The organism is Bradyrhizobium aeschynomenes (assembly GCF_013178945.1).
Taxonomy (GTDB): Bacteria; Pseudomonadota; Alphaproteobacteria; order Rhizobiales; family Xanthobacteraceae; genus Bradyrhizobium; species Bradyrhizobium aeschynomenes.
This window is the reverse complement of record NZ_JABFDM010000016.1, coordinates 74,806-100,722: the sequence shown is the minus strand read 5'-3', so window position 1 is coordinate 100,722 and position 25,917 is coordinate 74,806. Positions and strand designations below refer to the sequence as shown.

At 67.4% G+C, this 25,917-nt stretch carries 20 protein-coding genes and 1 pseudogene; 14 read left to right on the top strand and 7 right to left on the bottom strand.

The window, feature by feature from the left end; translation table 11 throughout:
• The first annotated feature begins 27 nt into the window (after positions 1-27).
• The 7 genes from HL666_RS31110 (at position 28) to HL666_RS31080 (ending at position 8,310) form a co-directional block, all read left to right on the top strand.
• Positions 28-573, top strand: a complete 546-nt coding sequence (locus tag HL666_RS31110) for a thiamine pyrophosphate-binding protein (protein ID WP_172134017.1) — start codon at positions 28-30, stop codon at positions 571-573.
• Positions 573-1,154, top strand: a complete 582-nt coding sequence (locus tag HL666_RS31105; RefSeq protein ID WP_172185358.1) for a thiamine pyrophosphate-dependent enzyme — start codon at positions 573-575, stop codon at positions 1,152-1,154. The genes HL666_RS31110 and HL666_RS31105 overlap by 1 nt, the downstream gene beginning before the upstream one ends.
• A gap of 158 nt (positions 1,155-1,312) precedes the next feature.
• A complete protein-coding gene (locus HL666_RS31100; RefSeq protein WP_172114716.1) occupies positions 1,313-2,479 on the top strand; it encodes an acyl-CoA dehydrogenase family protein in 1,167 nt (388 codons plus the stop codon).
• 8 nt (positions 2,480-2,487) lie between these two features.
• A complete protein-coding gene (locus tag HL666_RS31095; RefSeq protein ID WP_172185356.1) occupies positions 2,488-3,600 on the top strand; it encodes a CaiB/BaiF CoA transferase family protein in 1,113 nt (370 codons plus the stop codon).
• A gap of 2 nt (positions 3,601-3,602) precedes the next feature.
• Positions 3,603-4,451, top strand: coding sequence for an HTD2 family dehydratase (locus HL666_RS31090; protein WP_172185354.1), 849 nt, complete (start codon positions 3,603-3,605; stop codon positions 4,449-4,451).
• Between the two features lie 108 nt (positions 4,452-4,559).
• Positions 4,560-6,179 (top strand): benzoylformate decarboxylase, encoded by a 1,620-nt coding sequence (gene mdlC, locus HL666_RS31085; protein ID WP_172185352.1) that lies wholly within the window; start codon positions 4,560-4,562, stop codon positions 6,177-6,179.
• A gap of 352 nt (positions 6,180-6,531) precedes the next feature.
• Complete coding sequence (locus HL666_RS31080) at positions 6,532-8,310, top strand: hypothetical protein (RefSeq protein ID WP_172185350.1); 1,779 nt, start codon at positions 6,532-6,534, stop codon at positions 8,308-8,310.
• Positions 8,311-8,713: 403 nt separating this feature from the next.
• Here the strand turns inward: HL666_RS31080 and HL666_RS31075 are convergent, their stop codons facing one another.
• On the bottom strand, positions 8,714-10,411 hold the full coding sequence (locus HL666_RS31075; protein WP_246741667.1) for an outer membrane beta-barrel protein: 1,698 nt from the start codon (positions 10,409-10,411) through the stop codon (positions 8,714-8,716).
• A 439-nt stretch (positions 10,412-10,850) separates the two neighbouring features.
• Positions 10,851-11,648 (bottom strand): SDR family NAD(P)-dependent oxidoreductase, encoded by a 798-nt coding sequence (locus HL666_RS31070; protein ID WP_246740027.1) that lies wholly within the window; start codon positions 11,646-11,648, stop codon positions 10,851-10,853.
• Between the two features lie 86 nt (positions 11,649-11,734).
• On the opposite strand from HL666_RS31070, the gene HL666_RS31065 reads away from it, so the two are divergent.
• Both HL666_RS31065 and HL666_RS31060 read left to right on the top strand, forming a co-directional pair.
• Complete coding sequence (locus tag HL666_RS31065; protein WP_246741666.1) at positions 11,735-12,205, top strand: MarR family winged helix-turn-helix transcriptional regulator; 471 nt, start codon at positions 11,735-11,737, stop codon at positions 12,203-12,205.
• Positions 12,206-12,841: 636 nt separating this feature from the next.
• Positions 12,842-12,997, top strand: coding sequence for a hypothetical protein (locus HL666_RS31060; protein WP_172185346.1), 156 nt, complete (start codon positions 12,842-12,844; stop codon positions 12,995-12,997).
• 83 nt (positions 12,998-13,080) lie between these two features.
• On the opposite strand, the gene HL666_RS31055 is transcribed toward HL666_RS31060, so the two are convergent.
• Entirely contained in the window at positions 13,081-13,875 is a 795-nt protein-coding gene (locus HL666_RS31055; protein ID WP_172185344.1) for an SDR family oxidoreductase, read from the bottom strand.
• A 24-nt stretch (positions 13,876-13,899) separates the two neighbouring features.
• Positions 13,900-14,595 (bottom strand): PAQR family membrane homeostasis protein TrhA, encoded by a 696-nt coding sequence (trhA, locus tag HL666_RS31050; RefSeq protein ID WP_172114734.1) that lies wholly within the window; start codon positions 14,593-14,595, stop codon positions 13,900-13,902.
• Positions 14,596-14,800: 205 nt separating this feature from the next.
• Between trhA and HL666_RS31045 the strand changes: the two genes are divergently transcribed.
• Both HL666_RS31045 and HL666_RS31040 read left to right on the top strand, forming a co-directional pair.
• Positions 14,801-16,264 (top strand): YcjX family GTP-binding protein, encoded by a 1,464-nt coding sequence (locus HL666_RS31045; RefSeq protein ID WP_172185342.1) that lies wholly within the window; start codon positions 14,801-14,803, stop codon positions 16,262-16,264.
• Positions 16,261-17,292, top strand: coding sequence for a YcjF family protein (locus HL666_RS31040; protein WP_172185340.1), 1,032 nt, complete (start codon positions 16,261-16,263; stop codon positions 17,290-17,292). The genes HL666_RS31045 and HL666_RS31040 overlap by 4 nt, the downstream gene beginning before the upstream one ends.
• Here the strand turns inward: HL666_RS31040 and HL666_RS31035 are convergent, their stop codons facing one another.
• Positions 17,293-18,798 carry a glycosyltransferase family 39 protein gene (locus HL666_RS31035; protein WP_172185338.1) on the bottom strand — a complete coding sequence of 502 codons (1,506 nt, stop codon included), beginning with the start codon at positions 18,796-18,798 and terminating at the stop codon, positions 17,293-17,295. It abuts the gene before it with no gap.
• A gap of 224 nt (positions 18,799-19,022) precedes the next feature.
• On the opposite strand from HL666_RS31035, the gene HL666_RS31030 reads away from it, so the two are divergent.
• From HL666_RS31030 to HL666_RS31020, 3 genes are all read left to right on the top strand, one after another.
• Positions 19,023-20,759 (top strand): adenylate/guanylate cyclase domain-containing protein, encoded by a 1,737-nt coding sequence (locus HL666_RS31030; protein WP_172185336.1) that lies wholly within the window; start codon positions 19,023-19,025, stop codon positions 20,757-20,759.
• Positions 20,760-21,000: 241 nt separating this feature from the next.
• Positions 21,001-21,201, top strand: a complete 201-nt coding sequence (locus HL666_RS31025) for a cold-shock protein (RefSeq protein ID WP_006609369.1) — start codon at positions 21,001-21,003, stop codon at positions 21,199-21,201.
• 269 nt (positions 21,202-21,470) lie between these two features.
• The gene (locus HL666_RS31020; RefSeq protein WP_172114742.1) at positions 21,471-22,679 is read left to right on the top strand and encodes a CaiB/BaiF CoA transferase family protein; all 1,209 of its coding nucleotides are present in this window, start codon (positions 21,471-21,473) and stop codon (positions 22,677-22,679) included.
• Position 22,680: 1 nt separating this feature from the next.
• Here the strand turns inward: HL666_RS31020 and HL666_RS31015 are convergent, their stop codons facing one another.
• Both HL666_RS31015 and HL666_RS34720 read right to left on the bottom strand, forming a co-directional pair.
• Positions 22,681-24,225 carry a hypothetical protein gene (locus HL666_RS31015; protein ID WP_172185380.1) on the bottom strand — a complete coding sequence of 515 codons (1,545 nt, stop codon included), beginning with the start codon at positions 24,223-24,225 and terminating at the stop codon, positions 22,681-22,683.
• A gap of 184 nt (positions 24,226-24,409) precedes the next feature.
• Positions 24,410-24,589 (bottom strand): annotated as a pseudogene (locus tag HL666_RS34720) (hypothetical protein); the annotation flags it as partial.
• Positions 24,590-25,917: the final 1,328 nt, after the last annotated feature.

Sequence of the window (25,917 nt, the reverse complement as noted above, 5' to 3'; positions counted from 1 at the left end):
CCGGATGCTCATGAACTGCAGGACGCGATGACCGTCTCAGATCCGCCCAGCCCAGCTCCCGATTGGCCGCTCGCCATTTATCAGGCGCTCAAGGCGGCCGACGTCCGGCAGCTCTGCTACGTGCCCGACGCCGGCCATTCCCGCCTGATCCGGCTCGCGCATGACGATCCGGCGATCGCGACGACGGTGCTCACCACCGAGGAGGAAGGCGTCGCGCTCTCCGCCGGGGCCTGGCTCGGCGGCCAGCGCGCGGTGTTGCTGATGCAGTCCAGCGGCGTCGGCAATTGCGTCAACATGCTGTCGCTGCTGTCGAGCTGCCGCTTCCCGTTCCTGAGCTTCGTGACCATGCGCGGCGAATGGGCCGAGTTCAATCCATGGCAGGTCGCAATGGGCAAGGCGACGCAAGCCGCCTTCGAGATCATGGGCGTCACCGTGTTCCGGCTGGAACGTCCCGAGGACGCCGGCGAGATGGCAGCCGCAGCCGCAAGGCTCGCTTACGACAGCGATCAGCCGATCGCGGTGCTGATCGCCCAGCGCATGATCGGCGCCAAGAAGTGGACGGAGAGCAGGTGATGGACGCAGCACTCGACCGCCGCGCCGCCGTCAACGCGCTTCTGCGGGACCGCGGCGAACTCCTGGTCGTCAGCGGCCTCGGCTCATCGTCCTACGACGTGTTCGCCGCCGGCGACCATCCGGCAAACTTCTACCTCTGGGGCGCGATGGGCGGCGCGGCCATGATCGGCCTGGGGCTGGCATTGGCGCAGCCGTCGCGGCCGGTGGCGGTGATCACCGGCGATGGCGAGCAACTGATGGGGCTCGGCAGCCTCGCCACGATCGCCGCGAAGAAGCCGAAGAACCTCGCCATCATCGTGCTCGACAATGCGCATTTCGGCGAAACCGGGATGCAGCAGAGCCATTCCGGGCTTGGCGCCAATCTGGAGCTGATCGCCACCGGCGCCGGCTTTCCTTCGGTGAGCACGATCGCCGATCAGGCTGCGCTCGATGCTTTCCGTCCGAAGCTGCACGATCTCGCCGGCCCGCATTTCGCCCGCGTTGGCATCTCGACCGAGCACGTCGACCGCGCTTTGCCCGCGCGTGATGGCGTCTATCTGAAGACCCGCTTTCGCCGCCATCTCGGATATCCCGTCAGCTAGAACACGGCGCCTCGTGCTTCGATCTGTCGCTGCGGCAAGGCTGACCGGCGGCAACGCTGGCATTCCAAGCTTGCCAAGCGTGGCACGCTTCGTCATAGGCTATCAGGAACAAGCAGAGGGAGACGCAGGCCGTGCAGGATCGGCCTGCGAGGAAGCCAATGACAGAACAACATCAGCACGACGATTATGCCGACATTCGTGATGCCGTCGCGAAGCTCTGCGCCCAGTTCCCCGGCGAATATTGGCGCAAGCTCGATCGCGAGATGGCCTATCCGTCGGCGTTCGTCGATGCGCTCACGCAGGCTGGCTATCTCTCCGTGCTGATCCCCGAGGAATATGGCGGCGCCGGGCTGAAGCTGTCGGCAGCGGCCGCGATCCTCGAGGAAATCCAGCGCGCCGGCTGCAACGGCGGCGGCTGCCACGCCCAGATGTACACGATGGGCACGGTATTGCGGCACGGCTCCGCCGAGCAGAAGGCGAAGTGGCTGCCCAAGGTCGCGAGCGGCGAGTTGCGGCTGCAGGCCTTCGGCGTCACCGAGCCGACCTCGGGCACCGACACTTCCTCGCTCAAGACCTTCGCGAAGCGCGACGGCGACAGCTACGTCGTCAACGGCCAGAAGATCTGGACCAGCCGCGCCGAATATTCCGATCTGATGATCCTGCTGGCGCGCACCACGCCGAAGGATCAGGCGCAGAAGCGCACCGATGGTCTCTCCGTCTTCATCGTCGACATGCGCGAGGCCAAGAAGGCCGGGCTGACCATCCGCCCGATCCGAACGATGATGAACCATGCGACCACGGAGGTGTTCTTCACCGACATGCGCGTGCCCGCCGAGAACCTGATCGGCGAGGAGGGCAAAGGTTTCCGATACATTCTCTCCGGCATGAATGCCGAGCGTATCCTGATCGCGGCCGAATGCGTCGGCGATGCCAAATGGTTCATCGCCAAGGCCACCGCCTATGCCAAGGAGCGCGTCGTGTTCGGCCGTCCGATCGGCCAGAACCAGGGCATTCAGTTCCCGATCGCCAAGGCCTATGCCTCGATGCGCGCGGCCGAGCTCATGGTCAAGGAAGCCACCCGCAAATACGAGGCGGGACTGGATTGCGGCGCCGAGGCCAACATGGCCAAGATGCTCGCCGCCGACGCCTCGTTCGAGGCTGCCAATGCCTGCATCCAGACCCATGGCGGCTTCGGCTTCGCCGAAGAGTACGACGTCGAGCGCAAATTCCGCGAGACGCGGCTGTATCAGGTGGCGCCGATCTCGACCAACCTCATCCTCTCCTACGTCGCCGAGCACGTGCTCGGCATGCCCAGGTCGTACTGAGGTCTGTCATGCTTCCGCTTGAAGGGATCACCGTCGTCGCCGTCGAGCAGGCCGTGGCTGCGCCGTTCTGCTCGTCGCGCCTGGCGGATGCCGGCGCCCATGTCGTCAAGATCGAACGTCCCGAGGGCGATTTCGCCAGGGGCTATGACGCCGCTGCCAAGGGCCAAAGCAGCTACTTCGTCTGGCTCAACCGCGGCAAGGAGTCGCGCGTCGTCGATCTCGCCAAGTCGGACGGCCGCGCCGAGCTCGAGACGCTGATCGCAAGCGCCGACGTGCTGCTGCAGAACCTCAAGCCGGGCTCGATGGACAGAATGGGCTTTGCCCGCGAGCGGCTGCGCAAGGACTATCCGAAGCTGATCTGCTGCACCATCACCGGCTATGGCGACACGGGTCCCTACGCCGACCGCAAGGCCTACGACCTGCTGATCCAGGCCGAGAGCGGCCTCGCCTCGATCACCGGCGGCCCCGAAGGCCCGTCGCGTGTCGGCATGTCCATCGTCGACGTCGCAACCGGCGCAACCGCCCATGCGGCGATCCTGGAGGCGCTGATCAAGCGCGGCCGCACCGGCGAGGGCGCCGACATCCGGATCTCGATGTTCGACGTGATGGCCGACTGGCTCACGGTGCCCTTGCTCAACGCCGAAGCCGGCAATGCGCCGAAGCGCATCGGCCTCGCCCATCCCTCGATCGCGCCCTACGGTGTGTTCACCTCGAAGGACGGCAAGGACATCCTGATCTCGATCCAGAGCGAGCGCGAGTGGAAGACGCTGTGCGCCAAGGTGCTGGACCAGCCTGCTCTGCCCGAGGACCCGCGCTTCGCCAACATGGTCGAGCGCGTCCGCAATCGCAGCGTCACCGACGGCATCGTCGCCGCGCGCTTCGCGGCGCTGTCGCGCGACGAGTTGCTGGCCAAGCTCGCGGCCGCCGATATCGCCTTTGCCGAGGTCAACAGCATGGCCGATCTCGCCGTGCATCCGCATCTTCGGCGCATCGAGGTCGACACGCCGAACGGCGTCGTCTCCTATCCGGCGCCGGCGGCGATCGTGGTCGGCGATGACAGGCGCTATGGCGCGGTGCCCGCGGTCGGTGAAGCCGCCTCGCCGCATCAGCGAAAGGGTTGATCATGACGGACACGCTCGATCTCGATCACCTCAAGCAATGGGTCGGCCGCAGCGCCGAAGCCACCGACATCGTGACGGCGCAGCTCACCAAGGGCCTCCGCGCGACGCTCTTCCAGGACATCGGCGAGCCGACATCGGGCGAGATCGCGCCCTACACGGTGCATTGGTGCCTGGCCCAGCCGGTGTTTCCGCACGATCAGCTCGGCCCCGACGGCCACCCGACCCGCGGCGGCTTCCTGCCGCCGGTGCCGCTGCCGCGCCGGATGTGGGCCGGCGGCGAGGTGCAGGTCGTCGATCCCCTGCGCGTCGGCGACGTCGCCACGCGGGTGTCGACGATATCAGACGTCAGCTTGAAGAGCGGCTCCACCGGCCAGCTCTGCTTCGTCGCGGTCGAACATGTCGTGTCGACGCCGCGCGGTGTCGCGATCCGCGAGCGCCAGGACATCGTCTATCGCGACATGGGCGGCGCGCCGGCTGCACCCGCGAAGGCACCGCCGCCTCCGCCGGCCGCGCAACACAGCGAGAGCCATGTCTCCGATCCGGTGCTGCTGTTTCGCTATTCCGCGCTGACCTTCAACGGCCATCGCATCCACTACGACCGCGACTACGTGACCAAGGTCGAGGGCTATCCGGGCCTCGTCTTCCACGGCCCATTGCAGGCCGCGCTGCTGGTCGAGTTTGCCGCCAAGCTCAAGGGCAAGCCGCCCGCCAAGTTCGCCTATCGCGGCGTGCAGCCGCTGTTCGAGGGCAGCGAATTCTCGGTGAATGCCACCGACAAGGACGGCGACCTGGAGCTGTGGACCGCCAACGCCGAGCGCCAGCCGACGATGAAGGGCACGGCGACGTGGTGATATAAGCCTCGTCATTGCGAGCGAAGCGACGCAATCCAGAGTTCCGTAGCGACTCTGCATTGCGTCGTCGCTTCGCTCCTCGCAATGACGGCAACTGAGGAAACGCCTTTGGCCAAGACAACGAAAACAACGACCAAGCCCGTCACGGTCAAGCAGGCCACCTTCGAGCTGCTGCGCGCCTTCGGCATCAAAAAGGTGTTCGGCAATCCCGGTTCGACCGAGCTGCCGTTCCTCAGCGACTGGCCCGACGACATCGACTACGTACTCGGCCTGCAGGAGGCCTCCGTGGTCGGCATGGCCGACGGCTATGCGCAGGCGACGCGCAACGCCGGCTTCGTCAATCTGCATTCGGCCGCCGGCGTCGGCAATGCGCTCGGAAATATCTACACCGCGCACCGCAACCAGACGCCGCTGGTCATCACCGCCGGCCAGCAGGCGCGCTCGATCCTGCCGCTGCAGGCGTTCCTCTACGCCGAACGCCCGAGCGAATTTCCGCGGCCTTACGTCAAATACAGCGTCGAGCCGGCGCGGCCCGAGGACGTGCCGGGCGCGATCGCGCGCGCCTACTACACGGCGATGCAGCCGCCCTGCGGCCCGACCTTCGTCTCGATCCCGATCGACGACTGGATGCATCCGGCGCAGCCGCTATCGGCGCGCAAGGTCAGCCGCGAACTCGGCCCCGACCGCGCCGCGATCGAAGAATTGGTCGGTGCGCTCGCCGCGGCGACCAACCCCGCGCTCGTCATCGGCCCCGGCGTCGATCGCGCCGGCTGCGTCGATCTGATGGTCGCGGTGGCGGAGAAGACGAAGGCCAGCGTCTGGACCAGCCCGTTCTCGGCGCGCTGCTCGTTCCCCGAACGCCATCCGCAATTCCAGGGCTTTCTGCACGCCTCACCCGGACAACTCTCGGAGGCCCTGAAGCCGCACGACCTCGTGATGGTGATCGGCGCGCCGGTCTTCACCTTCCATGTCGAAGGCCATGCCGCGATCTTCGACGGCGCGACGACGCTGTATCAGATCACGGACGATGCCGACGGCGCCGCGGTGCCCCCGATCGGCACCAGCATCATCGCGACGATGCGTCCCGCATTGTCGCTGCTGCTGGAGTTGCTGCCGGAGAGCCGGCGCGCCGCGCCGAAGGGCCGCGTCCTGCCCGATGCGCCGAAGCCGGCGGATCCGATCCCGGTCGATTACCTCCTGCACACGCTGTCGCAGGCGCTGCCCGCCAGCGCCGCTGTCGTCGAGGAGATCCCCTCGCATCGCCCGGTGATGCACAAGTTCATGCCGATGCCGGGCGCGGATTCGTTCTACACGATGGCGAGCGGCGGGCTCGGCTACAGCCTGCCGGCGGCGGTCGGCATGGCGCTGGGCCGCAACGCGGGCCGCACGGTGTGCCTGATCGGCGACGGCTCGGCGATGTATTCGCTGCAGGCGCTGTGGACCGCCGCCCAGCGCGGGCTGCCGATGACGGTGGTCGTCATCAACAATTCCGGCTACGGCGCGATGCGCTCGTTCAGCCAGGTCATGCAGGTGCGCAACGTGCCCGGGCTCGATCTGCCGGGCCTCGATTTCGTCAAGCTCGCCGAAGGCATGGGCTGCGATGCCGTGCGCGTCAGCCGCTCGGCCGATCTCGCCGCCGCCCTGGCGCGGGCTCTGGCGCATGACGGCACCAGCCTCGTCGAGGTGATGGTCGATTCCGCGGTCCCGCTGCTCTACGCCAAGAGCTGAGCAAGAGCTGAGCGAGGGCTAAGCCGCCGTTCGCTCAGCGGACGTCTTGTCAACGCAACGCCGATGCGACAATGCGTCGCATCTTCAATGGCGGCGGGGTGGCATGCCGCGAAATGCCCACCGGCCGGCCGCATCGGTGCAACCGCCACCGGCGTCTACAACCGATTGTTTCAAAAGCTTTCTGGCCCCCTGCGCCATGTCGCCGCGGCCAGCCCGCCGCAAACACCGCGAAATCCTGCCGCCAGATGGCAAGCGGGCGCCATGCTGCTTGCAAGGTCCGACCATCCTGCAAACCAAAATCATTTCCACAAGGTTCCATCATCCAATCCAGCGTACCAAGGGAGTTGAGCTGATGGCGGAAAACAAGAATTTCAAAACCGCAGCATCGAGGACCGATCTCTATCGCCATGTCAGCGTGCTGGCCCTGATGTCCGCTCTGGCGCTGACGGCGCTCCCGCATCAGGCCAATGCGCAGGCTGTGACCACCGCGCTCGCCACCTCCGCGACGACCAACGCCGCCGCCAAGGCGGCGCAGGATGCCGCGGCGAAGGCTGCTGCCCAGGCAGCCGCCAAGGCGGCCCAGGACGCCGCTGCCAAGGCTGCTGCCACGGCGGCCAGCAAGGCCGCCCAGGACGCGGCCGCGAAGGCAGCGGCAAAGGCGGCCAGCGACGCGGCCGCGAAGGCCGCAGCGAATGCTGCCGCGAAGGCCGCCGCCAATGCGGCTGCGAAGGCCGCCGCGAACGCCGCCGCCAAGGCAGCAACGACGGCAGCGACGACCGCTGCCACCACGGCCGCGGCGACCGCCGCGAGCACGGCCGCCAAGACGGCTGTCGCGAGCACGGCCGCGACCACGAGCACCGCCAAACCCGCCGCTGCCGCCGCAACGACCAGTACCGCCGCAAAGCCGGTTGCAGCGGCCGCGGCATCGACGACGACCACCGGCACGGCCAAGACGGCAGCCGCGACCACCACGACGACGACCGCTGCCAAGCCGGCGGCCGCCGCAGCGGCGGCCACCACCGTTGCCGTCGCCAAGGCCACCGCCACGCCTGCGGCCGCAGCAACGCCCGCCAAGGCTGCCGCCGCCGCCGCCGCGAGCAGCACCGATGCCGTCGCAAAGGCGAACGCCGCAGCGGCGGCTGCAGCCCAGGCCGCTGCCGCCGCCGAGGCCCAGGTCGCCGCCGACCGCAAGGCCATCGACGTTGCGCGCCAGGCCGAGCAGAACGCAAAGGGCGCCGCGATCGAGGCCCAGGAGCAGGCCGAGAAGAACCCGACGGCCGCCAACCAGGCCGCGGCCACCGCGAATGCCGCGAAGCTGGCTGCCGCCTCCGCCGCGCTGCAGGCCGCCTTCCAGAAGCTCGACAAGGACATCGACGTGTCCAACGAGGCCAAGGAAGCCGCCAACGCCGCCAAGGATACGGCACGCGAGACGGCCGAGGCTGCCGGGAAGGCTGCTCAGCAAGCCGGCCAGGCCGCAGGCAATGCCAACAATGGCGGCAATGCGAACAATGGCGGCGCCGCGGCCGGCAACGGCAACGCCAACAACAATAACAACAACCAGCAGAACCAGGAGGCGAAGGAAGCCGCCGAGCAGGCCGCGCTGCAGGCGGCGCTGAAGACCGGCGAGCAGGCGCGCGCGGTCGCCCAGCAGAAGACCCAGGCCGCCAACGCCGCCGCGAGCCAGAACCAGAAGACCGTCGAGGCCGCGCTGAACCAGAAGATCGGCGCGATCGACGCTGCGGTCGAGGCGGCCGAGCAGAAGGTGAATGCCGATCGGCAGACCCTGGAGAAGGCCCGCCAGGCGGCGCAGACGGCGCAGCATGAGGCGCAGGAAGCCGCCGAAGCGGTCGAGCGCGCCAACAACGCGGCGAACCAGGCCGCATTGGCTGCCGCTCAGGCCAAGGCGCAGACCGCCACGACCGCGTTCAACCAGGCGAACGCCACGCTGAACGCCGACAACCAGGCCCTGACCCAGGCCCGCGAGACCGGCGAGCAGCAGGAGGGAGCGTTGCGCGCAGCGGCCCAGCAGCAGATCCAGGCCGGCTACGCCGCCGCGCAGCAGGCGACCCAGGCTGCCTGGGCCGAGGCGCAACAGATCGGCAACGCCGCGCTGGCCGCCCTCGAGCAGTAAGGCCACGGCGCTCCGCGTCGCCCTCCGGTTAATCCTGGGCGGCGCGGACCCGATAATCAGAACAAGGCCCTCACCAGCCGCATGCCGAACAGGCCGGGGGATCACGGTCACGCGACGGGATCTGACCTCACCCCGTCAACTGATCCGCCCCGGTCCCCCCATCCGCCGGCCATGCATGCCTCCCGCCCCGCCCCCTTGCGGGGCTTTTTTTTGCGCGGGCCGACGCGCGAGCCCGGCGCACTCCCTCTCCCCGTCCTTCACGGGCGCGCGACGAGCCTCGCTGTCGCTGAGAGGGATGAGGTAGGAGGCAGCGGAACGGGGCGGCGCAGTCTCCCGCAGCGAACTGATCGTCCGCCAGCCCAACAAATGCGATCGCGGCGGACGACGGAGCGCTCCAAGACGCTCAATATTGATAGCGCACGCCGACGAGACCGACGACCGCCATGAAGTTGTTGAGCGGGATGTTCGAGCGCGTCCATTCGGTGCGGACCTCGCTCTTCAGCTGAATGTTGCGGTTGACCTTGTAGGTGCCAGCGGCGGCGACGAACATGCGCTGGTCGACCCGGCCGCTGCCGACGAACTGATCCTGGCCATAGCCGGCGCGCAGCGTGCCGATCAGCCAGGGCTCGAACTGATGATCCATCTGCAGGATCACGTCGCGCGACAGGATGCCCGAGACGTTGATCGCCGGCGTCTCGGAGGCCTGCGATCGTGCCACCAGCACGAAGGTCGTGGCATCGGTCGCGGCCCATGCGAGGGTCGCGTCCGCGATCACGCCGCTGATGTTGGGCATCATGGGCGAATCCATGCGGCGCGTGAGATAGCCCACCGAGGCCTCGCCGGTCAGCGATCCCATGTTGACGACGGCACCGGCCCGCCCGGAAATGCCGGTGGAGTCGCGGCGCTGGCCGTTGAAATCGACCTGCAGATCGTGGTTGCGACGATCGAAGCTCATGTCGATGAAGGGCGAGATGTTCGGCGTCAGCACATAGGTGACGCGCACCTGGGCGCCCGGCTGGGTGTAGTTGCGATCCCGGGTCCGCAGCGGCACGTTGGCCGTGATCATGGCATCGTTGAAGACGACCCGATCGGCCGATCCCTTGAAGGCGATCTCGGTCGGGCCGATCTTCTGCAGCACGCCGGCGCTGCCCCCGAAGGTCGTCGCGCGCGGCAGCTTGAGCGCCCCCGGAAGCGCCAGGGCATCGTTGACGAACCGCGCCTCGCCCGTGACCGCAGTGCCCTCGGTGACGTCGTAGCGCCCTTGCGCGCGCGCCTCGAAGGTCGGATGGCTGAGGGAGCGGACATTGGTGTCCTCGGTGTAGGCGCCGCGGAAATCGGCATTGAGCTGATGCCGCTCCCATTGCGACCGTACCGCAACTTCCGTCGCCACGATGGCGACGGGTGACCCGGGCCCTGCGTTGCGCCGCGTCGGATTGGTGTCGTAGCCCGCCTGGATCTCGACGGCCGGCTTCACCAGGAAAGACCCGACCGTCAAGCCGGTTGGATCGTAGGGCTTGGCTTCGGCCGTCACCGGCTGCGGCTTCACCGTGTTGAGATTGCGCTCCGGCAGGACGTCGCGGTTGCGCAGCACGGCCGCCGGCTGGGCTGCCGCCACGGTGTCCTCCGGCTTCTCCGCCGGGGGCGCATTCGCCGGAGCCGCAGGCCTTGCCGCAATCTGCCTGGCTGCGGATGGCGGCGCGGGAGACATCGTGCGCGCGGCCTCGCGCGCCGGCTCGGCCGTGGCGATCAGCGCGCCGCGCGCCGGCTGAAACATCGCGGGGCCAAAGCCGCCGGCAGGCCTGCCTGGCGCAGCCAAGGTTGGCGCGCCGGCCTCTCGCACGGGGCGCAACAGCGCGCTGACGCTGCGCGGATCCTGACGCATCATCAGTGTCCGGCCGTCGGTGGTGATCCGCGGAACGTGGTAGTAGATGCTTCGCGCGGTGACGTGACGAAAGAACAGCCGATCGGCACGTCCCGGCACGACATCGGTCGGCTTGGTCTTGATGGTCTGCTGCGCGGACGCGGCATCCACCACCATCACGGTCAGAAGCAGCACCTCGACGAGCGCAAGCGTAACCCCGCGCTGGGATCGCGTCACCATGAGCCGCTTCGTCCGCACGGCGAACGCGCCGGTCTTGTGTGGTGAATGAGCTTGCAACGGAAAGCCGGGGCTGTGCAGAAATCGTGCGATGACGTCGGGGCGCTGCCGACATCACACGCAGCCTGTGCACGCGACCAACTCCCCTTGCCGGCCAGATGACCGGCAAAGGTCGGCGGAAGTTTTGCCGAGCTGCGGAGATTTCATGCGGACGGACGCCCGCAGCAAGCTGCCCTACGCGGACCGCATCGCGGTCTCGGCGTTCGTGGACAGAACTAATTAGTTGAAACGACGATGCGGACCGCTCATCGCCGCCGATATTGGCTGAAATCCGGCTTTGCGACGATACCGCAGGGATCGCCGATGACAGATCTCGCCCCATTCCGGAGGCAGCTGCGGGCCGCGCCCGCCGCTCCCGGGCGACCGACATGATCCGTCGGCCTCAGGAGGCCAGAAACCCGCCATCTGCGGCCAATACGTGGCCGACGACATAGGACGAGGCGTCCGACAGCAGCCACAGCACCGCCTCGGCGATGTCCTCAGGCTGCCCCATCCGGCGCAGTGGCAGGCCCGCGGCGACGGTCGCGATGTCGCCGACACCCGCGCGCAGCATCATGTCGGTAACGACGCGTCCCGGCGCAATCGCATTGATCCGGACGCCACGCGGTGCCGCCTCGAGCGCGACCGAGCGCGTCAGCGAGATGACGGCGGCTTTCGAGGCCGAGTACAGCGCAAGCCCGACATTCGGATTGCGCACGCCGCTCACGGAGGCATTGATCACGATGCGCCCATGCCCCCGCGCATACATGATCGGCAGTTGCGCGCGCAGGCAGAGGAATACCGAGCGCACGTTGGCGTCAAACACGTCCGCATAGACGCCGTCGCCCTGCTGCTCGATCGGCGCCCGACGCTCCTGGAACCCCGCATTGTTGAAGGCCGCGTCCAACCGGCCGTATCGATCCATCACCGACCGCACGAGATGCACCACGTCCGCCTCTTGGGTGACGTCGGCTTTCACCACCAGCGCCTCCGCGCCGAGCAAGCGGCACCGTGCCGCCGTATCTGCCAGCGCGGCCTCGCGTCGGCCGGCGACGACGACCGCCTGTGCGCCTTCGGCCGCGAGCTTCACGGCGGTTGCGCGGCCTATGCCGGAGCCGCCTCCCGTGACGAGGCAGACCTGCCCCTGCATGCACGACGCCTTGGGCGAGCGGGCGTCGGTGGTGAGCGGCGTATCGGTCATCTCGTATCCTCCGGCGAGACAGCGCCGTCGATGCGACGTTGCATCGGCTATTTGTTGTATGATACAACTATATGGCAGGAGTCAAGATGCCCGATCCCGATCTCACCCTCGTCGACGACGTCCGTGCCGCTTCCCGCCTGATGGTGCGCGAGCTCGGCTTCATGGAATCGACGCTGGCCGCAACCGACCATCCGCCATCGGCCGTTCACACCATCCTGGAGATCGGCCTGCGCGGCCCGCTGACGGCGATGCAGCTCGGCACGATCTTGCATCTGGAGAAATCCAGCATCAGCCGCATGGTGCGCAAGCTGGTCGACAGCGGCGAGTTGCAGGAGACCGTCGATCCGGCCGATGCCCGCATCAAGCCGCTCTGCCTCACCGCCAAGGGACGGAAGACGCTGGCCGCGCTGCACGCCTTCGGCCGGCAGCAGGTTCGCGGCGCGCTGTCTTCGCTGTCGAAGGCCGAACGGCAGACGGTACGCGAAGGCCTTTTGCTGTACGCCCGCGCTCTGGAGACCTGGCGCGCGACGGACCGCGATATGCAATCGCCGGACTAGATCATGATGCGTGTCGGCGGAAACGCATCATGATCTCATCTCTTTGTTTGAGCATCATCCTTTCGGAGAACCGGTTTCCATTTTTCCGGATCATGCCCTCGCGATGCGCCCGGCGGGCGGATCGCGCATGAGAGCCATGAGAAAACTGCCCGTCGTGTTGAAATGCCGCAGCGGGAGGCCTTGTGTCGTCGGGCAAATCACGACGATCTTTCCGCGCATCCCGCCTCACCACGGAGGGGCGTTGCGCGCGATCGTCACGACACGCGAGGCGGGGATGCGGTGGCCGCGACAGCTCGCAGCGTCTCTTCGGAGGTGCGGACGAACGATGCTGGTGCGGACGTGAAGTTGCGTGGTCCTGGCGCCCCGATGCTGGCGTCAAGCGCGTGGCGATGCTCACGCATCGTACGGGCGACGGTGGCTAAACGCCGGACACCGAGGAGAGCGCAAAGTAAGCGTGAAAACCACCGCGCGGGGAATGCCGGGTTGATCCGGCTGAACCTGTGGTACCTGCCGCCTGCATTTTTTTCGCAGGCGGGCCATGGGTGACGCCGTCACCCGGCATTCCCTGCGCCCTTCGTTTGCTGGAAGGGACAAGTCAACGTACAACTCGGGCATGATGTGCCGCGAGAAGGCCCAATGACGTCCAGCGATGTTCGATCATGTCCGCTGCTGATGGTGTGCCGACAATCTCCCTCCATCGTCATCCTGGCGATCGCCGGGATCCATACGCCGCGGCTGAAATCGTCGAGCGAGATCGTCGACGCGCGTGCCTCGAACTGCTCCCTGGGGTGATGGGTCCGGCGTTCGCCGGGACGACAACGGAGGACGTTGAGAAAGTTCGCGGGCATCGTCGTCGGCGGACGGCAACCGCAGCCCTACGTCCCGAACTCCTCGCGCATCCTCGCCTGGATCTTGGCCATGCCGCCGAGCCAGCGGTCGTAGTTCTCGGCCTTCTTGCGCATGTAGCCGAGCACCTGCGGATGCGGCAGGATCAGGAAGCTCTCCTCGGCAAGCCCCTTCAGCACGTCCTGTGCCACCTGCTCCGGCGTCAGGTCGCCGTCGCCGGATTGCGGGCCCTTGGGGATCGATCGCAGCATGTCGGTGTCGACGCCCTGCGGACACAGGATCGAGACCTTGATGTTGTCGGCCTTGTGCGAGATCGCGAGATTCTCGGCAAATCCCACCGCGGCGTGCTTGGTGGTCGAATACGGCGCGCTGCCGACCTGCGACTCCAGGCCGGCCGCCGAGATCGTGTTGAGGAAATAGCCGCCGCCGCGCGCCTTGTAGCGCGGGATCAGGTGCCGCGCAGCCCACACATGGGCCATCACGTGAATGGCCCAGCTGCGCGCCCAGGCCTCGTCGGAGGTGCCGCCGACATTCACGGACAGCGGATCGAAGCCGCCGCCGATGCCGGCATTCGAGCAGAACAGGGCGATCGGCCCGAAACGCCGCTCGGTCTCCTCGATGACGCGCCTGACGTCGGATTCCTGGGAGACGTCGCATCGGAAGACCGCACCGCCGATCGAATCCGCGACCGCGTTGGCGCCGGCCTCGTCCAGATCGGCCACGATCACCTTGGCCGCGCCCGCGCGCGCGAACGCCTCGCACATCGCCTTGCCGATGCCGCGGGCTCCGCCGGTGACCACCACGATGTTTCCGGTCACCTGCATGCAAAGCCCTCCGCGTGGAATTTTCTATGTCAGAACCAGATCGAGCACTGCGGTATAGTGGAAGCCGGCCCCCAGCAGCACGAAACCATGCCAGATCGCGTTCTGGAAGCGCAAGCGCCGCCACGAGTGGAAAATGACGCCGAGGCTGTAGAGGATGCCGCCGGTGAGCACGCAGGCCAGCACGGAGGTCGGCATGACCGTGATCACCCGGTCGTACATCATGATGCCGCTCCAGCCGAGCGCCAGATACAGCCCGATCGACAGCGTGTCGAACCGGCCCGGCCAGCGCAGCTTGAGCACGATGCCGAAGATCGCGACGCCCCAGACCCCGAGCAGCAGCGCCGCCGAGAACAGCGAATCCTTCAGCGCCGCGATGAACGGGGTATAGGTCGCCGCGATCAGCACATAGATTGCCGAATGATCGAACCGGCGCAGCACCCATTTGGTCGGCGACACCGGCCACAGATTATAGGTTGCCGACAGGATCAGCATCGACAGCAGGCCGGACACGTAGATCGACACCACGACGATGTCGACGGGGTTGGCATAGATCGACGTCAGAACGACGAGCACGGTCGCGGCCACCAGGCCAAAGCTGATGCCGACCAGATGAACGATGCCGTCGGCGATCATCTCGACCTTGTCGTAATTCCAGCGGACCGCCCCGGTGGCGGCGTGGACGGACGTGGAGGCGAACTGCTTAAGTTGAAATACGGTCATGGACGAACCTGGGACGAACCTGGCGCTGGATTGCCGGGAGATAAGCTTGCAGGGACGATTATGGTTTCCAGTGGTCAACGTTCCGTTCAAGCTGTGGTTCTACCTGGAACAGGCCGCAAATGTGAGCTTGAATCCGGCGTTTTGCATCGCCACCTATCAAAAGTCGCTCACGCCCTTTTCAACTGGCGAATCTCCCTTCCCTGCCATGGTGTCCTTTTCCGAACTCGTCGAGGAAGCACGGCTCTCGGCCCGCGCCTTGCTCGACTACGGCGAGAGCTTCCTCAACCCGACGATCCGGCTCGGGGTCACCGGGCTGTCACGGGCCGGCAAGACCGTGTTCATCACGGCGCTGATCCACGGCCTCGTCCGCGGCGGGCGCCTGCCTGTGTTCGAGGCTCTGGCCTCCGGCCGCATCGCCCGCGCGTATCTCGCGCCGCAACCGGACGACGGCGTGCCGCGCTTTGCCTATGAAAGTCATGTCCGGTCGCTGGTCGCAGAGCGGCGCTGGCCGAGCTCGACGGTGGACATCAGCGAGCTCCGCCTGGTGATCGAATTCCAGCGCGGCAACGGCGCCGAGCGCACCCTGACGCTGGACATCGTCGACTATCCCGGCGAATGGCTGCTTGACCTGCCGCTGCTCAACAAGAGCTATGAGCAATGGGCGCGCGAGAGCCTTGCGCTGTCGCGCAGCGAGCCGCGCGCAAATCTGGCCGGCGCATGGCACGCGCATCTGGCGACCCTCTCCGCCGAAGGGCGCGAGGACGAGCCGGCGACGCTGGAAGCCGCACGCCTGTTCACGGACTATCTTCGCGCCTGCCGCGACGACCGTTTCGCCATGAGCCTGCTGCCGCCCGGGCGTTTTCTGATGCCCGGCAATCTCGCGGGATCACCGGCGCTGACCTTTGCGCCGCTCGACGTGCCGGCTGACGGCCATGCGCCGGACGGCTCGCTATGGGCGATGATGGTGCGCCGCTACGAATCCTACAAGGACATCGTGGTCAGGCCGTTCTTCCGCGACCATTTCGCCCGGCTCGACCGCCAGATCGTGCTGGTCGACGCGCTGTCGGCGTTCAATGCCGGACCGGAGGCCCTGCATGATCTCGAAGCCGCGCTGACCGGCATTCTCGATTGCTTCCGCGTCGGGCGCAGCTCGGTGCTGTCCACCTTGTTCAGGCCGCGCATCGACCGCATTCTGTTCGCGGCCACCAAGGCTGACCATCTGCATCATACCAGCCACGACCGGCTCGAGGCGGTGCTCCGCCGCGCCGTCAACCGGGCGGTGGCCCGCGCCGAGAGCACGGGTGCTGCGATCGATGTGGTGGCGCTGGCCGCGGTCAGGGCGACACGCGAGGCGCTGGTCGCGCGCGGCCGCGACAAGCTGCCGTCATTGCTCGGCACCCCCGCTGCCGGCGAGAGTGCCAATGGCGAGATCTTCGACGGCAATACCGAAGTAGCGACGTTTCCGGGCGAGCTGCCCGCCGATGCGGAGGAGCTGTTCAAGGGCGGCGCCTATCGCGGCCTGTCGAGCGCCGCCGCCGACGGGACCGATTTCCGCTTTCTGCGCTTCCGCCCGCCGCTCCTGGAGGCGGACGCTGGCGGCGAGCCCGCTTTGCCCCATATCCGTCTCGACCGCGCCCTTCAGTTCCTGATCGGAGACCGGCTGCAATGAGCGAACGCACCAGGCACCGCCGTCCCCAGACGTTCCGGCTCGACGATCCCGATGTGGTCGTGGTCGATGCCGACGATGCCGCCCGGCCGGGCCGCGGCACGATCCAGATCACGCCGGAAGCCGATCCGGCCCTATTGCCGGTGCCGGTCGAGGTCGCGCTGCCGGCGCGGCGCGGCTTTCGCTGGGGCGCGCTGTTCTGGGGCTCGGTCGGCGGCCTCGTCCTGCTCGGTCTCGGCCTCGGCGTCACCAGGCTGATCGAGGATCTGTTCGCGCGCAGCCAGGCGCTGGGCTATGTCGGCGCGGGCTTTGCCGCGGCAGCGGCCATCGCGCTGGCCGCCGTGATCGGGCGCGAGACCTATGGGCTGGTGCGGCTGGCCACCATCGAGAAGCTGCACGCGCGCGCCGCCGCGGTGCTGCTGTCGGATGATCGCGCCGAGAGCCGCGAGGTCGTCGCCGAGCTGCTGCGGATCGCCCACGCCAATCCGCGGCTGGCACGGCCGCGCGCCGAGCTCGCCGGCCATGCCGACGACATCATCGACGGCGCCGACATGATCAAGCTCGCAGAGCGCGAGCTGATGGCCCCGCTCGACATCGAGGCGCGGCGGCTGGTCTCGGTCGCGGCACAGCGCGTCTCCGTGGTAACCGCCGTCAGCCCGCGCGCGCTGATCGACGTGCTGTTCGTATTCGTCGCCAGCTTGCGAATGATCCGGCAGCTGGCGCGGCTCTATGGCGGCCGCCCCGGCGCGCTCGGCATGATCAGCCTGCTCCGTCACGTGATCGCCCATCTCGCCATCACCGGCGGCATGGCAGCCAGCGACAGCCTGATCCAGCAGGTGCTGGGTCACGGCATTGCGGCGAAGCTGTCGCAGCGCCTCGGCGAAGGCGTGCTCAACGGCCTGCTCACGGCGCGGCTCGGCCTCGCCGCCATCGACGTGACGCGGCCGATGCCGTTCGCCGCGCTGCCGCGCCCGGCGCTCGCCGATCTCGCCAAGGATCTGCTGCGCAAGCAGGAGGAGGACGAAAAATGATCAGGCGCGCGCCGTGCCGTCGAGTTCGCCGGCGAGCCACCGCCATTGGTAGAACGGCGAGTCCGGCGGCGGCGCCAGCTCCGGCGTCCAGCCGGTCAGACTGTCGATCGCATAGCGATCCATGACGACGCCGCGCCAGGTCCGCTCGACGCGGCCGAGCGGCTCGCGGCGCGCGGTCGTTTCCGCAAGCAGCCGGCCGGTGCCGTCCGGCTCGCGGACGACATAGAGGCCGGGATGCCCCGCGATCAGGCCCATGCCGGGATCACGAAAGCCCATGAAGCGGGCACGCTCGTTGATCTGAATGACCGGCACGCGCCCCCTGAAGAACCACCGCATCATCGCATAGGTGCGATAGTCGGAGGTCGCGATCCAGGTGGCACCGGTCCTTGCCAACTCCTGATCGACGCGCGCGGCGACCTGCTGATAACCGGCCTCGGCCCCGATCGGATCGGTCCGCCCGAGGAAATTCCAGGGCGCGGCGACATAATACAGGAAGATCAGCAGGACCGTGGCAATGCCGCTCGCGACGGCAATGCGCGCCCAGCGCCTGGTCGAGCGAGTGAACCACGCCGACGCACCGTCCCGCGGCAGCGCGACGATGTTGATCGCGACCGCTGCAAAACCGATCGGCCACATGAACATCGGCCAGGTGTCGCCGATCCGCAGCGTGAACGACTTCCAGAGGAAGTACAGGAACGGCACCAGCACTGCGGTCGACAGCAGGATCGCGACCGGCTGCCGCTCGCGATAGCCGCGCCGGGCCGTGAGCGTCAGCGCGGACAGCGTGACAGGCAGCACCACGAAGCCGACCTGTCCGAACTGCAAGCCGAGATAGTCGCCAAACGTCCGGAACGAAAAGTCGCGCGGGGCAGTGGCGCGGACGAACTGGAATCGAAACGAAGCCCAATCATGCTGCGCGTTCCAGATCAGAACCGGAGAGAACACGACGAGCGCAATCAACGCGCCACACCAGGGATAGGGGCTGAGGAGCCAGCGGCTGCGCCATCCAGGGACGAGCAGGAACGCGGCCACGGCCGGCAGCAGCATGACGACGGTGAACTTCGACAGCAGCGCGAGGCCGCCGAACAGCCCGGCTGCCAGCCACCAGCGGCCGTCATCGGTCTCGGCGAGCCGCACCAGCGCCCAGATCATCGCCAGCGCGAACGGGATTGCTGCGATATCCGGAGCCACCTTGGCCATCAGCAGGCCGTAATACAGCGCGGCTTCCGGCAGCAGCGCGGCGAGCATCACGGCGCGCGCATCATGCGTGACGCGGCGGACGATGTCGGCAAGCAGCAGCTGCGACGCGCCCATCGCAACAATACCGGCGAAGCGTACGCCGAGATTGGTGTCGCCGAACAGCGCGGTCCCCAGCCGAATGAACCAGGCGATCATGGGCGGATGATCGAGGAAGCAGAGCTGCAGCTCCTTCGACCAGGTCCAGTAATAGGCCTCGTCGGTGCGCAGATCGAGGACGCTCGCATAGACGATGCGAACGATCGTCATACCTGTGATCACAGCCAAGGTCAGGAGCCACGCGGCGCGCGTGGACCGCGGATGAGAGCTGTCAATGCTGGAGGAAAGGGCCGTCACGCGGTGCTTTTCCCCGACTCCGCGGGGCGAGTCAACGCTCCCACGCGCCAGCCTCGCTCGCCCGGCCTCGGCGCCCGCCCCTCTAGGCCGGCAGGGAATAAATCTCTAGCATCGCGGTTCGAGATCACACGGACCGCATGACCCCTTCGCTTTCCCATCGTCTGAAAATGGCTCTTCGCGGCATCGGCGTCCGCCAGCTGCGGCTCATCTGCGGCCTCATTCTCTTCAGCTACCTGCTCAGCCATTTTCTCAATCACGCTCTCGGGAACGTCTCGCTGCAGGCGCTCGCCGACGGCGTGGCGTACCACCTGGCATTCTGGCAGTTCCTCCCGGTGGCTGTCCTGTTCTACGCCGCCGCTCTCACCCATGGCGGCCTCGGCATATGGGCGCTCTACCAACGCCGCCAATTCAGCCGCAACACGTTGGAGCCGCTGCAGCTCGTGCTCGGCCTGAGCATTCCGGCGCTGATCTTCAGCCATCTCGCCGGCGTCCGCCTCGGGTACACCCTCTACGGACACGAGAAGCTCTATCCGCAGGTGCTGTATTCCTATTGGGCCGGGCCGTCGTGGCGGCTCTGGCTGATGACGGCGACCCTGCTGATGTCGTGGACCCATGGCTGCATCGGCCTGCATTTCTGGCTGCGTCTGAAGCCGTTCTACAGGCGGGCGGCACCATGGCTGCTCGCCTGCGCGGTGCTCATACCGACGCTGGCGCTGCTCGGCTTCTATCGCGGCGGCCGTGACGTCATGACCGCGAGCGCGGCGCAGCAGTGGCGCGCCGAGAACCTGTCGCCCAGACAGATGGGGACGCCGCCGGAACAGGCAAAGCTCGAGGCCATCATGAACGGCTTCCTGATCGGCTATTTCGGCCTGATCGGAATCGTGCTCGCCGCCCGCGGCGCACGCGCATTGCATGAGCGGCGGGGCGGCATGGTGACACTGTCCTACAACAATGGGCGCATCATCCGCGTGCCGAAGGGACTTTCAGTGCTCGAGGCCAGCCAGCGCAACAACGTGCCGCATGCCAGCATGTGCGGCGGCCGCGCGCGGTGCTCGACCTGTCGCATCAGGGTGATCGGTGATGCCAGCGCTCTGCCCGCGCCGTCGCCGCGTGAGGCGTTCGTGCTGGCGCAGGTCGGCGCTGCAGATCCCTCGATCCGGCTGGCCTGTCAGCTGCGCCCAACCGACGATCTCTCCTTTTTCCAGCTGTTCATGCCGAACCTGGCGCCGGGCGATCGCGGCAGCCAACGCGCCGGCATCGGGCAGGAGCGCTATCTGGTCAGTCTGTTCGTCGACATGCGCGGATCGACCGGCCTTGCCGAGAAGCGGCTGCCGTTCGATGTCGTGTTCATCGTCAACCGCTTCCTGGGCGCAGTCTCGCAGGCCGTCTTGAGCAATGGCGGCCAGCCCAATCAGTTCGTCGGCGACGGCATGCTGGCGCTGTTCGGTCTTGCCGTCGATCCGCACATGGCCTGCCGCCAGGCGATCCAGGCCGCCCGCGACATTGCGGCCAACATCGCCGAGCTCAACGCGGTGCTCAGCCACGATCTGCACGATCCGATCCGCTTCGGGATCGGCATTCATGGCGGCGAGGTCATCGTCGGCGAGATCGGCTATCGCGACCACATGGTGTTCACCGCGCTCGGCGATGCCGTCAACGTCGCATCACGCCTGCAGGACATGACAAAGGCGCTCGGTTGCCAAGTCATCATCTCCGACGACGTTTACGCGCGTGCCGGAGTTGCTTCCGGCACATTGCCGCAGCAGGAGGTGGAGATCCGCGGACGCGCCGAGCCGATGCGGGTTCGAACGGCGATGGATCCGGCCGACCTCGGGTCGCTCGCACCTGCTACGGAGGAAGGCGCCGCCGCGTGAGGGTCTCGTTGAACCTGTTTGCACCGTGCTCTGTCATACCCAGAAGGTTGAAGCGGCCGGCGGAACGATAAGTGTGAGCGGCCAATTGCCGCAAAGGCGCCATGATATCGATCATTTCGGGTCAAAAGCGCCCGCTGTTTACGCTACCAAGCCTGTAGCAACCGAAGTAGTCTTGAACTCCGAGTGTGACGGTTTGCGGGGACCGCCGGCTCGAACTGGATTGATCCCGCGGAGGCAACGTATGGCTAAAGGTACGGTCAAGTGGTTCAACCCGACCAAGGGCTACGGCTTCATTCAGCCGGCGGCCGGGGGCAAAGACATTTTCGTCCATATCTCTGCAGTACAGAAGGCGGGACTGACGACCCTCAACGAGGGCCAGACGATCGAGTACGAGGAGATCGCCAACCGCGGCAGAAGCTCGGCCGAGAACCTGAAAGTGTAGAAGACGACGAGCCGCGCCATTCCGCCCGGCGGCTTTTCCCGCTCTACGGCTTTTCGGCGCGCATCGCTTTTTTCATCATGCCACCGTAGCACGAGGCACTCCGAGACCAGACAGGAGCGGTGCCCGCTCCTGACCATACTTGCGTTTCTTTGTAGTACGAACTCTCTCCCCGCCATTGCCTCGACCGCCCGACCTGGGTCAAATGGGCTTCGAACCGCGCGAATGATGAATTCCAGCACGCGGAAAGCAACAAACGGGAGCGACGCCTCATGGACGACAAGGGCATTTTCCATGGCTTGAAGGTGCTGGACTGCGCCAGCTTCATCGCCGCCCCCGCCGCCGCGACCGTTCTTTCCGATTTTGGCGCCGACGTCATCAAGATCGAGCCCCCCGGCGCCGGCGACCCCTACCGCAACCTGCCGAACCTGCCCGGCTATCCTCGCAGCGAGCACAACTACGCTTGGTACCTCGAAGCCCGCAACAAGCGCAGCATCGCGCTCGACCTCTCGAAGCCCGAAGCGCAATCGGTGCTGCAGCGGCTGGTCGCGGAGGCGGATGTCTTCATCACAAACTTCCCGCCCTCGGTTAGAAAGAAGCTCGGCCTGACCTACGAGAAGCTCGCGCCGCTCAATTCGCGTCTGATCTATGCGTCGTTCACCGGCTATGGCGAGAGGGGCGAGGAGGCCGACAAACCGGGCTTCGATAGCAATGCCTATTGGGCACGATCCGGGCTGATGGACCTCGTCCGCGCCGACGAGAGCACGACACCGGCCCGATCTGTCGCCGGCATGGGCGACCATCCCTGCGCGATGGCGTTCTATGGTGCCATCGTGACCGCGCTGTATCAGCGGGAGAAGACCGGCAAGGGCTGCCACGTCGCCTCCAACCTGATGGCGAACGGCGTCTGGGCGGCCTCCGTCCTGGCCCAGGCCAAGCTTTGCGGCGCGAAATTCGTCGAGCGGCGGCCGCGCGAGCGGGCGCTGAACGCGGTGGCCAACCACTACAAGTGCAGGGATGGCCGCTGGATCATGCTGTCGCTGCTCAACGAGGAGAAGCAGTGGCCGATCCTGGCCCGCTGTCTCGGCCGCGACGACCTGATCGACGACCTGCGCTTCGTCACCAAGGCGGATCGCCACGCGCGCTCGGTCGAGCTGATCCAGGAATTCGATGCGGTGTTCGCGACCAGGCCGCTGGCGGAATGGCGCAAGATCCTCGACGGCAGCGGGCTCGTGTTCGGCGTGGTGGGCATTCTCGATGACATCCCCGACGACAAGCAGATGATCGAGAACGAGGTGCTGGTGCCGTTCGAGAACGACACCATGCTGACCGTCAGCAGCCCGATCTTCATCGACGGCCAGCGCAAGGTCGCCCCGCGCAAGCCGCCGGGCGTCGGCGAGCACAGCGACGACATCCTGCGGCAGGCCGGCTTCGATGACGAGGCCATCCGCGACCTCAGGTCGCGCGGCGCGGTGGCCTGAGCTAACGCGTCGCGATGAAGCACATGCCGAACCGCGTCGCAGGACCTGTCTGACAGGCCAGGTTCGCGGCGCAGGTCCATGTCGAGAAGCTCTTGTCGTTGTCGGCGGCGTCGGCGCGGCTCGCATAGCAGTGCCCGCCCCAGCCGTCATTGTAGACCGTGCCGGCGAGCTCCTCGCTGCCGCGCAGCTGCGGGCGGCTGGCGAAGCCGCGCGAGAAATCCGGTGTGCGGCCGTCGGCGATGGCGGTGAGGATGTCGCGGCGGCGGATCTGGTCGCCGAAGAAATGCGGCGAACCCGGCACCACGACGGTGTTGGACGGCTTCTCCGCCATCCAGTCCACGCCGGGGAAATGGAAGCCGCCGATGCCGCGGGTCTGGTGGCACCCCCCGCAGCTCGAATCGTTCAGGCGGCGCTCGAAGCCCGAGACCGACTGGATGTTCTGCAGTCGGATGCCCTGCGCGGCCGCCTTCGCCAGCGCCCCCACCACGTCGCTCTCGCTGAACACCGGAGCCGGCCCGCCCGCCTCGCCCTGCACCAACCCGTAGGCCGGCAGCATGTCGGAATTGACGAAACCTGTCGGCGTCGGCGCCACCGCGACCTTGGCCAGGAACTTGTCGGGGATGACCGCCATGCCGCGATCGAGCTCGCCGAGATGGACGGGATCGAGCAGCCACGCCTTGAACTCGCGCGCGAGGCCGGCATCCGCCAGCAGCCGGTCGCGATCGATCTGGTCCTCCAGCACCGCCTCCTCGAAGGTTGCGGTGGTGGCCTGATAGTCGAAAACCTTCATCATGTAGTCGGTGCGGAAATCGCGGATGGCCGATTTCGGCGCATGCGCGACCTGGAGGTTGGTCTCGATGCGGTGGATGTTCTCCGGCCGGATCAGCGCCAGCGGGCCAGCCGGCTCCGAAAGCTTCGCCGCAAGCTCCGGACCCGTCAGCTGCAGATCCGCCGTCGCCAGCCAGCGCCTGGCAATCTCCGCACAGCTCGGCGTATTGCTCTTCGCCTCCGCATCACTGCGCGCCTTGAGCACGACGTTGAGCGTCATCGGCAGCCGGGGCGAGGCGATCTCGCCGCCCTTGGCCTCCGGCGGCGTGGTCCGCGTCAGGCGGTACAGCAGCCGCACCTCGCCGCAATGCTCGGGATCGACGAAGGCGCGGTCCATCCGGTTGACGACGCCGGTCAGCACGAAGCGTGCATCCGGGGAGTCGAGCATGCCGCGATCGAACAGCTGGAAGGCGTAGGAAGTCCCGACGCCGATGCTCTCGTTCGGCAGGCTCGCTTTGTGCTTCTCGACATAGCGGTCGAACTCGGCCTCGAGCGCCTTGCGTACCGGCACCATCGACGGCAGCCCGAACAGCGCGGCGCCGGTCAGCGGCGCCTCATTCGCGGCCGCGGACGCCAGCATGCGGCCGAGGCCGAACGCGCCCTTGTCGAGCGCGCGCAGCGCGAACGGCTCCAGGATCGCGGTGCCGCGCTCGAGCGGCGCGCGCTCGTCCGCGTGTGCGAGCGAGCTGCAACACAGCATGGCCAGGCCCACTACCAACAATCGCACGACGCGCCTCCTGTTTCGCAACCGACCGCGCAGACCACGCCATCGGCTGAGCCGCGCGCCGGCTTGCTACCGGCCGAACATAGCCGAAAGGCGGCAGCGCCGGCCAATTGTGCGACGAGGCGCCTCACGTCGCGGTGAGGCGCCTCGTCGGATGGGTTCACGCAGAGATGGTTGGTCAGCGCGCGACGACGAGCCCCTTGGTCGTGACCACCACCCAGCGCCCGTCCTGCTTGCGAATGGCGTCCACCTTGCCGAGGCCGGGCACGGGATCGCCGGCATAGACCTCGTAGAGTCCGCCGCGGCCTTCAATGAGGGCGCCGCCACGGCCGACGTCGCGCAGCACCCAGCCTTCGACGACCTTGGGCTTGGCGGCCTCCGCGCGGCTCGCCTCTGCCCTGGCCGTCTCGGCGCGGGCGGTTTCGGCACGGCCCGAGTCCGTCCTGGCCGGCTCGGCCCGGCTCGCCTCCTGCCGCATCGGCACGCCTGACGGCGGGGCCGCCGCGTTGATCGCGCCGACCGCCTGAGGCACCGACGCCGTGTTGTCACGCGCCGTCGCCTGCGAGGTCGCGGACGCCTGCGCCGCGCGCAGCCGGTCCACCGCCTCGCTGAGCCGCTGCAGCTCGCTCGGCTTGCCCGACGACTTCGTCGCGAGCTCACCCAGCACCTTTTCGAGCCGGTCGAGCCGCTCGGCCGATTTGTTGAGCTCGACCAGGCTGGTCTGATTGGTCTGATCGAGGCTGGCCTTGAGGGTGGCGATCTCGTTGTCGATGCGCGACACTGCCGCACTTATGGCCGGATCCGCAGCACCGCCTGCCGACGTCTCGGCCATGCCGCCGCCGGTGCGATCGATCAGAGTGGCCGTCACGACGGCGCCGGCGACACCACCGACCACCATCGCCAGCAGCACGATCGCGGCGACGGCCGGAAGCCCGAAACGCCCGGTCATCGCAGCGGGAGGCGACCCGGCCTTGCCCGGTTGCGGCGGCAGCGCCGCTGCGGCGGCCGCGATCGTCGCAGCGGGCGGAGCCTTGGACGGTCCCATGGACGGTCCCTTGGACGCAGCCTCGGACTTGGACATCGCGTCGAATTTGAACGGCTCGGCCTTCAGCTTGCCCTTGGCCCAGGCGGCGGCCTTGTCCACGGCAGCTCCGGCCAGACCCGCTTTGCTGACCGGCTCGGCAGCCGTTTCGGCCGCCCCCGCCGGGGGCTTGGCGGCCACATCGGGCTTGATCGGCGCCTCGGTCTTCACCGCCGGCTCCGGCTTCGCGGCGAGCTCGGGCTTCACGGCCGCCTCCGACTTGGCCATGCCATCAGCCTTGGCCATGCCGTCAGCTTTGGCAGCCGGCTCAGCCTTGGCAGCGCCCTCGGGCTTGGCTGCGGCAACCGCCGGCTTGCCCGGCGCTTCCGACCGGGCTGACACGTCCGTCTTGCCCGCCGCGTCCTGCTTCGGCGCAGAGGCGCCCATCGGGCCGATCTTCGGCGCGTTGGCCGCCAGCGCGGACAGCTTGGGCGTCTCCACCTTGAGCAGATCGCCCGCCGCGGCCACGGTCTTGACCGGCTCCGACTTGACCGGCTCGGTCCTGATCAGGTCCAGGATCGTCGACGGCGATTTGGCTGCGCCCGGATTCGAGATGCTCTGGCCGGAGTTGACCTTGATCGGGTCGGACTTGATCGCATCCGCTT